Annotated in this window: 10 protein-coding genes and 2 rRNA genes; 3 read left to right on the top strand and 9 right to left on the bottom strand. The window is 41.8% G+C overall.

Annotated elements, in window-relative coordinates; all coding sequences use genetic code 11:
* Positions 1-91: ribosomal RNA gene (locus EAE91_RS12220) — 23S ribosomal RNA — on the top strand; the annotation flags it as partial.
* A 144-nt stretch (positions 92-235) separates the two neighbouring features.
* Positions 236-351 (top strand): 5S ribosomal RNA (gene rrf, locus EAE91_RS12215).
* 1,075 nt (positions 352-1,426) lie between these two features.
* On the opposite strand, the gene pssA is transcribed toward rrf, so the two are convergent.
* Complete coding sequence (pssA, locus tag EAE91_RS12210; RefSeq protein ID WP_214088728.1) at positions 1,427-2,782, bottom strand: CDP-diacylglycerol--serine O-phosphatidyltransferase; 1,356 nt, start codon at positions 2,780-2,782, stop codon at positions 1,427-1,429.
* A 163-nt stretch (positions 2,783-2,945) separates the two neighbouring features.
* On the bottom strand, positions 2,946-5,588 hold the full coding sequence (locus EAE91_RS12205; RefSeq protein WP_214088727.1) for a bifunctional acetate--CoA ligase family protein/GNAT family N-acetyltransferase: 2,643 nt from the start codon (positions 5,586-5,588) through the stop codon (positions 2,946-2,948).
* A 325-nt stretch (positions 5,589-5,913) separates the two neighbouring features.
* On the opposite strand from EAE91_RS12205, the gene EAE91_RS12200 reads away from it, so the two are divergent.
* Positions 5,914-6,930 (top strand): tRNA/rRNA methyltransferase, encoded by a 1,017-nt coding sequence (locus EAE91_RS12200; protein ID WP_214088726.1) that lies wholly within the window; start codon positions 5,914-5,916, stop codon positions 6,928-6,930.
* Between the two features lie 46 nt (positions 6,931-6,976).
* On the opposite strand, the gene emrB is transcribed toward EAE91_RS12200, so the two are convergent.
* From emrB to proX, 7 genes are all read right to left on the bottom strand, one after another.
* Entirely contained in the window at positions 6,977-8,518 is a 1,542-nt protein-coding gene (emrB, locus tag EAE91_RS12195; protein ID WP_214088725.1) for a multidrug efflux MFS transporter permease subunit EmrB, read from the bottom strand.
* 14 nt (positions 8,519-8,532) lie between these two features.
* Positions 8,533-9,717 (bottom strand): multidrug efflux MFS transporter periplasmic adaptor subunit EmrA, encoded by a 1,185-nt coding sequence (emrA, locus tag EAE91_RS12190; RefSeq protein ID WP_214088724.1) that lies wholly within the window; start codon positions 9,715-9,717, stop codon positions 8,533-8,535.
* A 234-nt stretch (positions 9,718-9,951) separates the two neighbouring features.
* Positions 9,952-10,479, bottom strand: coding sequence for a transcriptional repressor MprA (gene mprA, locus EAE91_RS12185; RefSeq protein ID WP_011145601.1), 528 nt, complete (start codon positions 10,477-10,479; stop codon positions 9,952-9,954).
* Between the two features lie 129 nt (positions 10,480-10,608).
* A complete protein-coding gene (ygaH, locus tag EAE91_RS12180) occupies positions 10,609-10,947 on the bottom strand; it encodes an L-valine transporter subunit YgaH (protein ID WP_244868810.1) in 339 nt (112 codons plus the stop codon).
* Entirely contained in the window at positions 10,944-11,702 is a 759-nt protein-coding gene (locus tag EAE91_RS12175; protein WP_214088723.1) for an AzlC family ABC transporter permease, read from the bottom strand. Before EAE91_RS12175 ends, ygaH begins: the two co-directional genes overlap by 4 nt.
* Before the next feature lie 125 nt (positions 11,703-11,827).
* A complete protein-coding gene (locus EAE91_RS12170) occupies positions 11,828-13,018 on the bottom strand; it encodes an MFS transporter (protein WP_214088722.1) in 1,191 nt (396 codons plus the stop codon).
* A gap of 294 nt (positions 13,019-13,312) precedes the next feature.
* The gene (gene proX / locus EAE91_RS12165; RefSeq protein ID WP_214088734.1) at positions 13,313-14,311 is read right to left on the bottom strand and encodes a glycine betaine/L-proline ABC transporter substrate-binding protein ProX; all 999 of its coding nucleotides are present in this window, start codon (positions 14,309-14,311) and stop codon (positions 13,313-13,315) included.
* Positions 14,312-14,357: the final 46 nt, after the last annotated feature.

Raw genomic sequence — 14,357 nt, 5'->3', positions numbered from 1 at the left:
ACGTTTAAGACGAAGACGTGGATAGGCTGGGTGTGTAAGTGCAGCGATGCATTGAGCTGACCAGTACTAATGAACCGAGAGGCTTAACCTTACAACGCCAAAAGGGTTTTGGTGTTCGGAAGACAGCAAACAGCAGTCGGAAGACAGCAGAGAGATGAATTTTCAGCTTGTTGAACAGATTGATTCGGTGGTTGTGGATGAAAGCGTCACAACGGCCGGAATAAAACCGAATATGCCTGGCGGCGATAGCGCGGTGGTCCCACCTGACCCCATGCCGAACTCAGCAGTGAAACGCCGTAGCGCCGATGGTAGTGTGGGGTCTCCCCATGTGAGAGTAGGACACTGCCAGGCTTTAAATACAGTGGAAACCCTCAGCGTAAGCTGGGGGTTTTTGCGTTTGTACGACATGCGATGCATACGACAGTCGCTTTGGTGCCATAAACGTTACGATATTTGTCGAAATTTGCTTTTGTTGACCATATTTATCAGCGGTGGTCCGAAGGGGAAACGGCAGGAAAGCCGTTCGTCGACTGCAAAAATTTATAAAGTTGTCATGTTGCCTGTTTAATAGCGGGCAGTTTTGTATTTAGCGGTACACTGTTGTTTCCCTCTGACTGGAATTTGCCTTGGGCAAAGTTTTTTCCACACTTCTTAGATAATATAAGGTGTGCTTGTTCCTATAACCGTTGAAATTTAAATTTTTTGGGGATTTGTTTCATATACCGTAAAAATTCTTCATAAATAAGCGATAGTGCGTTAATGAGATTTTCTATATTTCTGGTTAATGTTTTAAACATTCTGACGATGAGTATCTATAAGATCAAAGTCGAAGCATATAAGCAAGTGAAATAATATTTCAGAAATATACTTCTTAAGTGAATGGTGATATTTAATTTTCGCTGTTCGTTATAGTTTTTTAGGAATACATAATATTTCAAAATGGGATTACATCGATAGTTTTTTCAAATATATTTGTTCCTTTGAATTTCTTTCCTGAAAGGCTATATTCCTTGTAATATAATATTTAATTGAAAGTAAAACATCATTATAAAAAGCTATTTATTTTTTTGAAGAAACATCGGATATTTAAGTATCGAAGATAAACTTCATTATTCGAGTTTTATTTTTATCAGTTATTGGAAATAAATCTGAAAGAGGGGGTGCTATTTTCGCTTAATTTACTAGGAACTACTATCCTTATTATATAATATATGAAACTTTAAAATAGTATATGATTAATAAAGCATATGACCTGTGATAATAATATTTTATAAAGATAACATTAGGAAATTATGATCCGATAAAATTTTGTTAGAAGCGAGAGTTGAAATTTATCAGATTAAAGTTAGATGGTAAAAAAATCTCCCGAAATTATTCAATATCAGGAGATTTGATTTAGAAAAGATAATTCGCTTTATCGATTCAATTACAGAATACGACTAATCAGTTTGTCTACTCGGATACGGCGTAAACGGCGGATAAGTTTACGCACTTTGACTGGGTAAAGCTGGATGCTATCCAATTCCTGATAATTATTGACAACCGTAGTATAAGTACGGATACAATGCAGTTCTTTTATACGTTGCTCCTGCATTTCTTTATGAGGATCGTGGATAAGAATGGCATTTTCTAAATCCAGTCCCCAGGCACGAGGATTAAGATTATTTCCTGTAATCAATTGCCATTGATTGTCCACCCATACACCTTTTAGATGGTAGCTATTATCACCATCTTTCCATAACCTGATCGTCAGTTGATTGTTGTCAACATAACGCTGTAGTCTACTGATGAAACGGCGCAAATTAATTTCATATAAATAGGGTAATGCGCCGATAATTTTAAATGGTTCTTCCGGTGGAATATAAAAATCATTAGCAGTCTTATCGCCAACAATAATTTCTACATGTTTACCTTTCCGAAGCAAGTTAATAATCCGACGAACAATGATGGCGGGAAGATTAAAATACGGAGTACAAATAATCAATTTTTGTTCTGTGCTAGCGATCAGATGACTAATGGTTTTATTTAGTAGATTTTTCTTTCCCAAACCGGCAAGTGGAGTGACAGATAGTTCATCATTCGTTGCCTGATTATTTATTTTATAGGTAGTGTGCCGCAGAGAAAAACGTAATTGACGGATCAAACTTTTAATTTCAGGAATACGAGGACGGTTCTTACAATCCAGTTTCTGTACGGCTCCTGTAGCGATAATGTAATTATCAACAAAGTGTTTCATTGCTTCTGCAAGTTTTGCATTGTGAAGCAAATGGTAGCGATCATAACGATATTTATCATGTTGGTGGAGGTAAACATCATTAATGCTTGCTCCGCTATAAATTACAGTGTCGTCAAAGATAAAACCTTTTAAATGTAAAACACCCAGTGCTTCGCGGGTATTTACAGGCACACCTAGTACTGGAATTTTCACATCGGGATAAGCTTCTGCCATAGAGCAATACCAATCGGCATTCGTTGCCATTGCAGCGGCACCAATTCGTCCACGTTGTGCCCGATGCCAGTCAACGAGCACTTTAATGTCTAAGCCCGGACGTTGTTGTTTAGCTGCATAAAGTGCATTCAGGATATCTCTCCCTGCATCATCATTTTCCAGATAGAGAGAGATGATATAAATATGTTTTTCAGCGTTAGCAATTTTTTCCAGCAGGGTGCTGCGGAACACTTCAGGTTGATAAAGTGTTTTAACATCAGCAACTGACTGAGGTAGCTTAGGCAGTTGTGCAAGGTGTTGTTGATGTTTAGCTTGTTTGAATTTAGACAACATCACAGTGCGCTTTTTCTCTTATGTTGGATGGCTAAAAGACTACTATGTAAAGCAATGAATCAAATGATCTGGCGATAATACCATTAGTTTGACTAATTGTGAGCATGATTTAACGCTCTAATGCCTAATGATTCAAGTCTGTGCGATTCATCACGAAGTTGATTTAAAGTTCGAGGGATAAGTTTACAATGCTATCCTCAAATTGAACATCTATGGTAAATCCCAGTTTTTTAGCCAGTTTTATCATAGTACGGTTTTCTGGCATGGTGATAGCATTAAGGCGGTTTATGCCATGCTCTCGTGTATAGTTAATCAGTTTTATCATAAGCTGATATCCAAGGGTAATCCCTTTTAAGTCAGAACGCACTAGCACAGCGAATTCTGCTTCGACATTATCAGGATCAGCTATGGCACGAGTAACCCCGATAATTTCAGGGGTCGTTTTAGGATGTCGCACGGCCACAAATGCCATTTCGCGGTCGTAATCAATCTGAGTCATATTTGCCAGATCGTCGTGGGTAAATTCGCTGATTTCACTAAAGTAGCGGTAATAGAGATCTTCTTTAGTGACCTGGCCGATAAAATCTTTCAGCAACGGTTCATCTTCTGGCAGTATTGGACGTAGCAGGCATTCTGCATCCCCTCTGAGTTTTATCGTTTCTTCTAGTTCGCTTGGATATGGGCGGATAGCTAATCTGGTTCGTGGATCACCTTCTATGGAAGATAATTCCATTGAAACATCTAATAATGTGAATTCATCACCAGAAGCCAGTAACGGATGAATATCTAGTCGTACAATCTGTGGGCAATCAAGTAGCAGATTAGAGACTTGAACTAACAGTCGGCTGAGTGCCAGTATGTCTAATGATTGGGGAGCCCCTCTGAGCTTAATTTTTCTACTTTTAATCGCCTGAATAACCAGGTATCGTGCTAACGCCATATTGAGAGGTGGCAACGCGACGGCTGCTTGTGTCTCCTGTGACCACTCAATGCCTCCTTCACCTAACATAATCAGTGGACCAAATACCTCATCTTGTTCTACTGCAATACGTAGCTCTTGTGCGCCGGCACGGTTTGCCATGCTCTGAACTAACAGCCCTTGAATTCTTGCGTGCGGGAAATTTTGATTAACACGCTCGATAATCGCTTGAGCAGAAGCCTTGACCTCATTTGCATTTCGCAAATAGAGCATAACCCCCTGAACTTCTGATTTATGCGGGATATCTGGCGAGCGTAATTTCAGAGCGACGGGATAACCGATCTGTTGGGCAATATTGACTGCTTCATCACTGTTATGAGCAATCCATGTTGGCAATGTATTGAGGCCATAGGCTGCCAGAATAGGTTGGACTTCATGGGTATCTAGACGAGAGTTTCCTCGTTCCAGCGCTTGTTGTATGCATTGATGAGCATGTGCAGTATTAGCGGTGATGTTTGCTGGTAGAGCGGGTGTTTCTGTTAATTGTTTTTGATTGCGGCGATATTCCACCATGTGCATGAAAGCAGTAATTGCACCTTCTGGGGTGCGATAAGTTGGAATACCTGCTTCACTGAATAGGCGGCGGGCTTCTTGAGAAGAGTATTCACCGCACCAATTGGTAAGAATAGTGAGCCATTTTCCCCTTGGGTGTTTACGGATTGTTTCAATGACTTTTGTGGCGGTTTGAATACCGGGAGCAATTGCACTAGGAGAATGGATGAGTAACAGAGCGTCATGGTCGTGGCTGTCTAGTAACGGTTTTAACGCAGCGATATAACGTTCCACTGTGGAGTCATCTCTTAAATCCAGCGGATTATGTAGGGAGATAGTTTCCGGTAATTGTGTTTTTAATGCTTTCGTTGTCTCTTCACCTAATATTGCCAGCTTACCATTACGACGGAATAGTTCATCCAGCGCCATTGCGGTTGGAGCGGCACCATTACTGACGATAAATAGTCGTTCTCCCCGTAAAGGTGACATATGGCTTAGGGTTTCTACAGCCGAAAACATTTCATGCGTGTCTTGTACGCGTAATAATCCTGCTCGCTGAATTGCTGCATCATAAGCTGCATCCAGATTTTGTTGCTCACCAAGTAATTTCTGTGCTCGCTTGGTACGGCCGCTTTTGACCACCAAAATAGGTTTATTGCGGGAAGCACTTCTGGATGCTGAAAGAAAGCGACGGGCGTCATGGATATGCTCTAAATAGAGCAGAATGGCACTGGTTTTACTGTCACGAGCCAGAAAATCGAGTAGATGATCAATATCGATATCAACACTATCGCCTAACGCGATAAAGTAGGAAAATCCGACTCCCCGATGTTGCGCCCAGTCAAGAATCGTATTTGAGACTGCCGCAGATTGAGAAATAAAGGCTAATTTCCCTTTGAGTATTGGAATCGGAGAAAAGCTGGCATTTAGCCCTTGCCAGGGAGCCAGTAGTCCCAAACTGTTTGGTCCAAGTAGCCGGATGCTATAGCGCTGGCAGCACTGTTTTAGTTCAGTAAATTGGGGCTTTGGTGAAGAAAGAATAATCACTGTTTTGCAACCCAATTGCCCCAGTTGTTCCAGACATTGCAAATTACGGTGGTGGTGAGTACAGATAATAGCTAAATCTGGCGTGATTGGTAATTTATCGATTGAAGGATAAGCTAATACGCCTTGAACAGAACGGCTATTGGGAGTTACCGGTAGTATTGGCCCGGCAAAGCTTCCTGCAAGCAGATTGCGCATCATAACTGAACCCGCTCGTTCTGGTTTTTCTGAGGCACCAATTACAGCAATGGATTTAGGGCGTAATAAAGCTTCAAGTCCGCGCTGGCTCATCAGGAGGCTCCTTATTTGTGGTTAATTGATAACTGTAGCTGATTTCGCAAATCATTGCTGTGACTTGCGCTATTGGATGTAGTTGTTGAGAAGCAATGAAATTGTCAGCTTGTTCCAAAATGGTACCAGGCTGTAGCTTGAATATCTTCGGTGGGTGTCTGTTTCAATAGGCAGCCTGACTGTGCTCTCCATAGCAAGTACGGCATGTCTCGCCGAGGGCAGGAAAATTAAGGGCGCATTTTAGTGGATTGATTATGGTTGTCAGAGGTAGCTTAAGATGCGCACATCAGGTAATCTTCGCGCCGTAAAGCAGTTGGAGAAACGAATGAACGATTCATATAGTGGTAAAAATGGCAAAGTCAAAGTGATGTATGTCCGCAGTGAGGGCGATAATGACAGCCGCAGTAATAATAAACGTCCGTCTGGCAAAGGGCGCGATCAAGGTCAGCGTCGTCGAGACAATGAGCGCACATCCCGTTCTCCGCGTGCCAATGAGCGTGAAAGATCGCCTTGGAAAACAGTGTCACGCCCTGAGAGTGATTCTTTAACGCCAGTGCATGGTGGTATCAGTGGGAAAAGCCAGATTGATCCTGAACAGCTCCGTCGTCAGCGCATGGAAGAAACCCGGATTTATGGTGAAAATGCTTGTCAGGCGATGTTTAAAAATCGTTCTGAAGCGATAGTTCGTGCCTGGTTCGTTGAGTCAGTGACACCACGTTTCCGCAATGCGCTGAAATGGATGGCGGCTAATCGTAAAGCCTATCATGTTGTGGATGAAGCTGAACTGGCAAAAGTGTCGGGTACTGAACATCATGGTGGTGTTTGTTTTCTGATTAAGAAACGCAACGGCTTGGATGCAGAAACCTATCTGAAAGATGCTCCAGTAAAAGATTGTGTTTTGGCTCTTGAAGATGTGGGTAATCCTCACAACCTTGGCGCTATCATGCGAAGCTGTGCACATTTCGGTGTGCAAGGGGTGATTTTGCAGGATGTGGCCTTGCTGGAGTCGGGGGCGGCTATCCGTACAGCAGAAGGTGGTGCTGAGCATATTAAAGGTATTGATGCTGATAGCTTGATCACTACACTGGATAAATTTCGTCAAGCGGGTTACACCATTGTAACGACATCCAGCCATAAAGGTAGTACCGATTTAGCTAAAGCTGAATTACCGCAAAAAATGGTTCTGGTTCTTGGCCAGGAACGTGATGGCTTGAGTGACAGTGCTTGGAAACATGGTGATATGAGCTTGTTTGTTGGTGGCACGGGTTTAGTTGAAAGCCTGAACGTTTCTGTAGCAACGGGCATTATGCTAGCTGAATGGTGGCGACAGAATAAAGCTTGATAGGAAAAGCGGGGAATGTCATGTTCCCCGCTTTACTATTTAAGATTTAGTGCGCACCGCCAATGTTCTCTTTACTTCCTTGTGTGAATGGTGGTTTCGCGAACCAGACAAGTATGATTAATATCAGGAATACGCAGGCGGAGAGCCAGAAAATTTCATTCGCTGAAATTATGAGCCCTTGATGGGTAATCTCTTTTGCCAGATAAGCGGGAATTTGTTGGTTATTCATTCCCGATTCCGATAATTGTTGATAGATCTGTTGAGTATCAGGGCTATAAGGGTTGATGTATTCGGTAAAATGGGAATGATGCATTGATTCGCGTTGGGTCCACATGGTTGTGGTTAGTGATGTTCCTATTGAACCTGCCAATGTTCGGATAAAATTCGATAGACTGGATGCAGATGCCACTCGCTCTGACGGTAAGCCGGAAAGGGTAATGGTTGTGAGTGGCATAAAGAAACAGGCAATAGCAAACCCTTGGATAAATTGAGGCCATGCGACGGCGGCAAAATCCATGCCTGGCTCGAATGTATATGCACGCCAGTAATAGCAAATGGCATAAACAACAAAGCTGAATGTCACGATATAGCGCATATCTGCTTTGTTGCCAAATTTGCCAATCAGTGGAGAAATGATTAGTGGCAACAATCCTACCGGTGCTGATGCAAGACCTGACCAAGTTGCGGTATAACCGAACACTTCCTGTAATAACTGCGGTAATAACACAATTGTGCCGAAATAGAGCATATAAGCTAAGCTCAAACAGAAGCAACCAATGGTAAAATTACGTTCTTTAAACAGTGATAGGTCAATAATCGGGTTATCGTCGGTCAGTTCCCATACCACTAAAAATGCTAATGAGATGATTGCGATAGCTGCCAAAATGATAATTTCTGTAGAATTAAACCAGTCTAGCTCTTTACCTTGATCTAGCATGATTTGTAAACAAGCAACGCCGACAACCAGTAACATCAGTCCTATTGTGTCGATCGGTTTGATCTCTGTTTTAGTTTCACGCCCTTTCAGCGTTTGCATAGCAATCAGAATAATCGCTATACCAACAGGAACGTTGATAAAGAAAATCCATCCCCAATGGTAGTTATCGCTGATGTAGCCACCCAGAATAGGGCCAAAAATCGGCGCGACAATAATCGTGATTGACCATAGCGCCAATGCCATATTTCCTTTGGCTGGTGGATAATTGTTTAGAAGTAGACTTTGTGAAAGGGGGATAAGAGGACCTGCAACTAATCCTTGAATAACCCGAAAAAAGATTAGCATGTTAAGACTGTTGGAAATACCGCATAGCCAAGAAGCGATGGAGAATAGAGCGGTTGACCAGATGAATAATTTAACTTCGCCGATGCGTTTTGCCAGCCATCCAGTAATTGGGATGGATATCGCATTGGCAACGCCGAAAGAGGTAATTACCCAGATCCCTTGAGAATTTGATGATCCCAGATTACCTGAAATAGTGGGTATCGCTACGTTAGCAATGGTAGAGTCTAACACTTGCATGAACGTAGCTAAGGATAACGCAATGGTCATCCATGCCAGTTTGGCACCTGTAAGCGGCTGTCTTGTCACCTTGGCCTCCGGTATTATTTTCCAGCATTACTATTAATAATGTCATTAACTATCTTATTGGCAGGAGACATATCTATTGCCAGAGCCGTGGTGTGATAAGCCGATTTAGTGCGTGTTCTATCAGACAGAACGGGTCCATCAGGATTTGTAGTATCTACTTTGACTTTAGTCGAGAGACCGATGCGTAGTGGGTATTTTTCTAATTGCCCAGGATCAAGTTCGATGCGGACGGGTAAACGTTGTACAACCTTAATCCAATTGCCACTGGCGTTCTGGGCGGGTAATAAAGAGAAAGCGCTGCCGGTACCCATATCAAGGCCGGTAATTTTGCCGCTAAATACTTTGCTTTCACCATAGAAATCGCTGGTGATTTCCACAGGTTGACCAATGCGCATACCAGAAATTTGCGTTTCCTTGAAGTTAGCTTCAATCCACATGTCGTTTGCCGAAACTATCGCCATCAGTGGAGTATTTTTATTGATTTGTGCGCCAACTTGTACACTACGGCGTGAGACATAGCCATCGATTGGGCTGACTATTTTCGTGCGTTGTAGTGCCAGCCAGGTATTACGGACTTCCGTTGCAGCTTGTTCAACGGCAGGTTGTTTCTCTAGAGGCGTATTCAAAACAATTGCTTGATTAGCGTTATATTGTTCGATAGCCATATCCAGCGCAGCTTGGGCACTGGCGACAGCTTCCTGTGCATGTTGCAATTCTTCTTTGCCAATGACTTTTTGAAAGCTAAGTATTTCACGACGGCTAAGATCATTTCGAACTTTGGTTAATTCGGATCTGCGTAGAGCGATGTTAGCCTGATATTGTTTACTGTTGACTATTTGTTGATGAGTTTGACGAACACTGTTGGCTAATGCGGTTTTTGCTTTTTCTAATGCTAATTCTGCATCACGGGGATCGAGTTGTACCAGTACACTACCGCTTTTCACAAAGTCAGTATTATCAAAGTTAACTGTGATGACACTGCCAGCAACTTGCGACATGATCTGAACTTGATTACCTGTAACGTAGGCGTTATCTGTTTCTTGGTGGTGGCGTAAAATGAGAAACCAATAGAAAAAGTAGGCAACACCGAGTAGGGCGAAGACAAGGGTTAGTAACACTAAGGCACGGCTGCGTTGCCTTTTTTTGCTACTGTTTGGATCTTGTGCCGCTTGTACTTCTATTTCCTCATTTGCGCTCATAGTAAATCCCCATGCTTGTTATTTATCTTCTAGTAATACTATTTTTTTCAGATCACCTTCCAGTAGTGGTATATCGTCACTACTGGAAAGGTGAATGACACAGGATCCAATGTTATCGAAGAATAATAGTTAGCTTTTTGCAGAAAATATCATCTTAGCTAACAGGAAAATGTTTTCGAACAATTTAACCAGGAAAGTATTATTTGGATAAAAATTGATCGATTAAACAACAAGCTATTTTTTGATACAATCGCCCATTGTATCAAGTCTGACCAGTAATTTTCTCATTAACTTTTCTAACTGTTTTTGTTCCTCCTGGTCAAGGCATGACCAAAGTCTTCTCAGGCATTCGTGTTGAGGTGGAAGCAAACTATTTAAAAATTTTGTACCTTGTTCTGTCAGATGAAGATGAAGGCAACGGCGGTCGTTATGACTTTCCTTTCTTTCAATCCACTCCTGCTTTTCTAATTCATCAGCAATACGAGTGGCGTTAGTACGGGAAGAACCCAATGCGGCACTTAATTCTGATGGCTGAATGCTGTGGCTTTCCTTAGTATCAAGGATCATCAGGGCCATGAACAAGGTTTCATTGATTCCTTGAGCTTTCAGCATATTATTACGGTTTTCAAGCAATTTACTTTGGACGTGCATTGATAACCTAGTCAACAGGATCTCTTGATAAGGGATATCTTTATTTAATTTGGCTTGCTGTGCTGCACGAATATTCAGTAATTCTTCGGTAGGCGTAAACGAACTTTCCATTATTTAGATACCTTATTAGTTTCAACTGGTAAGATAACTTTTGTTATCAAACATCCAAATGGTATATTAAAAGATAAATTTAGCAATTGTAGTTATTTGTTATCATCATATTTCTTTTGATATTGATACCTAATTCATAAATATTTTGAATGTTAGTCCAAAAAGTAGTGCGCCAAATAACGTTGCGAGTATAATTTTCCTTGTTTTGTAAAAGATTAAGCAGATGGTTAGACAACCTATGAGGGTAGGAAATAGCTTTTGACTCTCTTTCATCACATCAGGTACACCCGATACCATGAGTAAAGAACAAATGGATGCAATGCCAATACTGTCAAGAATAATGCTTGTTTTTCCACCTTTCCTTCCGGCAGATTGGCGTGCTTTCCCAAATCGCAGTGGCAGATAGCGAAATGAAAAGTTAGCTAACCCAACAAATAGCCCAATAAGCAAAATCTTGCTGTCAATCATGGTGTCTCCTTTTGTTCTGAAGAGTTATCGCAACTGTTTTGCGGTTGTAACAGTGCTGCGATACAACCACCGACAATACCTGCCAGAATAGCAACTGGAATTGAAAAGAATGTAATCCCCAACAGTGCTCCGGTTAGCGCGGTTGCAACACAATAACTATTTTGCTTTCTGCAAGAAGCAAGAAGAAAACTGAGAAATAGGGCTGGTAACATGAAAATCATGGCAGCTTCTACGGCAGGATAGGATTCCAAATAACCATTGCCAAGAAATGCCCCGGCTGCGGTACCTGCGCCCCAGGCCAGCCAGGAGCAGATCGCAATAGCAACCATCCAGTTTTCACTCCAGCTTCGTTGGTTCTTAATGAGTTTTGCGGTAGCGGCGGCAAAAACTTCATCTGTCAGACCAAAAGCCCAGATAACGGTTTTTTTCTCCGTTAACTTATCTCTGATACGGTGCCTTAAAGATGGGCCATAAAGAACATGGCGAACATCCATTGCTATGATTGTTAGGGCAGAGATCCATAGTGATGTACCTGCACTTAATAAAGCTGTGATGACGAATTGACTTGCACCGGCGTAGATGATGCATGAAAAGAAAATGGCTTCTATTGGGTTGAAGCCAAGTTTTACGGCATTAAGACCAAAAGCAAAGGCTACGGGAATGTAACCGATGACAATAGGTAAACTGTCTATTATTCCTTCAGTAAAAGAAGATTTTTTACTGGTTAAGGGGGATGATGTATCAGAAACAGGCATAAAGTCCATCTGGTTATATAAATGTTATGTAACATTAACAAAAGGAAATCAAATAGAAAATATCATCCTTAATAAATGTTTCATAAATGTTTTTATTTAAGCATTTTTTATCATAGCCTGTTTTTTTACAACGTCTTTGGTTCGTACTTTTTGCCCAAAAACCATACGATTAGGCTGATTATACAGATAGCCATGCCAGCGGCGGCAACGCCATACCAACCTGCGTGTTTGTAAGCATAGCCTGAAACCAGAGAGCCAAAGGCCCCGCCGATAAAATAGATGGTCATGTAAGCGGCAGTGAGTCGGTTTCTGGCTTCTGGCATAATGCGGTATATCGTGCTTTGATTCGTAACGTGAACACCTTGAATCGCAATATCAAGGAGAAAAATACCAATCAGAAAGCCAATTAATGATTCTTTGGCTAAGCTGATCGGTATCCAGGAAAGAAGTAATAGCACCAAAGAAATGGTAGTGGTTAGAGGACCTTTCCCTTTATCAACGAGTTGTCCGGCTTTGGTTGCCATCAGCGCTCCGGCAGCACCGACTAACCCAAATAAGCCGATTACGCCTTCGGAATAGTTGAAAGGAGGCGCTGAGAGCAGGAATGCCATTGATGTCCATAGCAGGCTGAAATTGGCAAATGTCAGTGCTCCCAGTATAGAGCGCACTCTTAGAAGAGGGGTTGTAGTAACGAGTTTTGCAATAGAGCGAAGTAATTGGAAGTAATTGAGATCGGTTACTTGTTTATAACGGGGCAGGTAGCGCCATAATGTTAAAGAAAGGATCACCAATAAGACGCTGGCAACCCAAAAAACAGTTCGCCAGCCACCAAGAGTCGCCATTGTTCCTGATATGGTTCTTGCCAGTAATATTCCAAGCAGCAAACCGCTCATAATCGTACCGACAGCTTTTCCACGCTGGTGGGGGAGGGCAAGTGTTGCGGCCAGAGGAACCAGTACTTGGGCGACTACCGAAAATAAGCCTGTCAGTGCCGTTCCTAATAGCATTTGCCAGATGTTCTGCGATGTAGCGGTAATCAATAATCCAATGGCGGCTAATATTGTCATTGAGACAATCAGGCCACGTCGCTCAAACATATCACCTAGTGGTACAAGGAATATCAGGCCGACGGCATAGCTCAATTGAGCTGTAGTCACAATAAATCCCGCTTCATTGGCGGTCAGATTAAATTGTAACGCGATAGTATCGAGCAGCGGTTGTGCATAGTAGTTGCTGGCGACAGCTAGACCTGTGGCAATTGCTATCAGGGCAATCAAAGCTGGACTTAATGACGTGCGAGAAATATTTTCTTCCATAAAAGTTTTTTCTTATGTTTAAACGGCAGGTTGAGGATGAGTAAATAACTTGTTATAAAACTGTAGTCACTAGCTGGATTTTTTGCATTGTAATGAATTTGTATTGTCAAATTCAATGGTGGAACCGAGAGAATAGAATGTGAAATAGAAATTAATCCTAATTATTTGTCATAATTAGGATGAAAACACTATGGAATTATTAAAATATAAATTCTAATAAGAATTTTGCGTAAGAAAAAATAGCAGTAAAAAAACAGTGAATTGTTTTATATCAATTCACTGTTGCTTTAAATATTAATTTTTTCCGGCGGCTTCAATGGCAGTTTTAACCCAACCATCAAACAATTTTTGATGAGCCTTAATCCAACCATTGGCGTGACGTTCAATCTCCGCTTGTGATGCTTCACCATTATGCATCCGCAGGTTTTGGGCATTAATATCAGCGAGAGGCATTTTCATGATAGAAAATAGTTTGGCGGCGGACGGGTTGACTTCTGCCCACTTTTTATTGGCGGCAATGTGCATAATACTTGGTGGGAAACCATAGTTAGCACCATTTGGTAGTTTCGTATCTATTTTTTCATCGTTCGGCATAGCGGAGAAAGGAACTTGCAGCCAGACAACATCTTTACCCGGTTTCAGTACATCACTAACCCAATAAGGTGTCCATGTGTAATATAAGATGGGTTTGCCTTCTTTATAGCGGGTAATGGTATCTGCCATCATGGCTGCGTAGTTACCTTGATTATGCTCAACGCTATTGTTTAAACCATAAGCTTGAAGATGATGGTTAATGGCGATTTCACAGCCCCAACCGGGATTACAGCCAGTCAAATCGGCTTTGCCATTACCGTTAGTATCGAATAATTTGGCTATTTTAGGGTCTTTCAATTGGGCAATATTCGTGATGTTGTATTTTTCCGCTGTTTTTTTGTCGATTAAGTACCCCTGAGCGGCATTCTCTACATAGTTACCAACACGGTAGAATTTTGCATTACCACCTACTGCTTGATATTGGGTGTTGTGCAGTGGTTCCCAACTTACGGCCATAAAGGTTGCGTCACCGGAAGCGATAGAGGAATAGGCGACGTTATAGTCTACTTCTTTGATAGGTTTGACATCATAGCCAAGCTTTTCCAATGCCTTATTGACGATCAGCGTCTGGAATGTTTCTTCGCTAAGGGTGCTTTGTACAGGTTGTACGCTGATACCTTGACCTGGTAATTCGACAGCGAATAATTGAGAGCTTATCAGTGATGACAGGGATATAGCCCAGATAACTATTTTGCGCATGGTTTTTCCTCCTGTTGCAGTCATCATGTGTTTACCAAACTCTTGT

Source organism: Photorhabdus noenieputensis (assembly GCF_018448935.1).
In the GTDB taxonomy this organism is placed as follows: domain Bacteria; phylum Pseudomonadota; class Gammaproteobacteria; order Enterobacterales; family Enterobacteriaceae; genus Photorhabdus; species Photorhabdus noenieputensis.
Note: the sequence above shows the minus strand (reverse complement) of the source record. Positions and strands in the feature narration are given on the sequence as shown.

Bases quoted from the DNA above. Each gene is read 5' to 3' on its own strand.
- mprA (WP_011145601.1), bottom strand. From the start codon at position 10,479: ATGGAAAGTTCGTTTACGCCTACCGAAGAATTACTGAATATTCGTGCA.
- proX (WP_214088734.1), bottom strand. From the start codon at position 14,311: ATGCGCAAAATAGTTATCTGGGCTATATCCCTGTCATCACTGATAAGC.
- EAE91_RS12170 (WP_214088722.1), bottom strand. From the start codon at position 13,018: ATGGAAGAAAATATTTCTCGCACGTCATTAAGTCCAGCTTTGATTGCC.
- ygaH (WP_244868810.1), bottom strand. From the start codon at position 10,947: ATGATTGACAGCAAGATTTTGCTTATTGGGCTATTTGTTGGGTTAGCT.
- EAE91_RS12200 (WP_214088726.1), top strand. From the start codon at position 5,914: ATGAACGATTCATATAGTGGTAAAAATGGCAAAGTCAAAGTGATGTAT.
- pssA (WP_214088728.1), bottom strand. From the start codon at position 2,782: ATGTTGTCTAAATTCAAACAAGCTAAACATCAACAACACCTTGCACAA.
- emrA (WP_214088724.1), bottom strand. From the start codon at position 9,717: ATGAGCGCAAATGAGGAAATAGAAGTACAAGCGGCACAAGATCCAAAC.
- EAE91_RS12205 (WP_214088727.1), bottom strand. From the start codon at position 5,588: ATGAGCCAGCGCGGACTTGAAGCTTTATTACGCCCTAAATCCATTGCT.
- EAE91_RS12175 (WP_214088723.1), bottom strand. From the start codon at position 11,702: ATGCCTGTTTCTGATACATCATCCCCCTTAACCAGTAAAAAATCTTCT.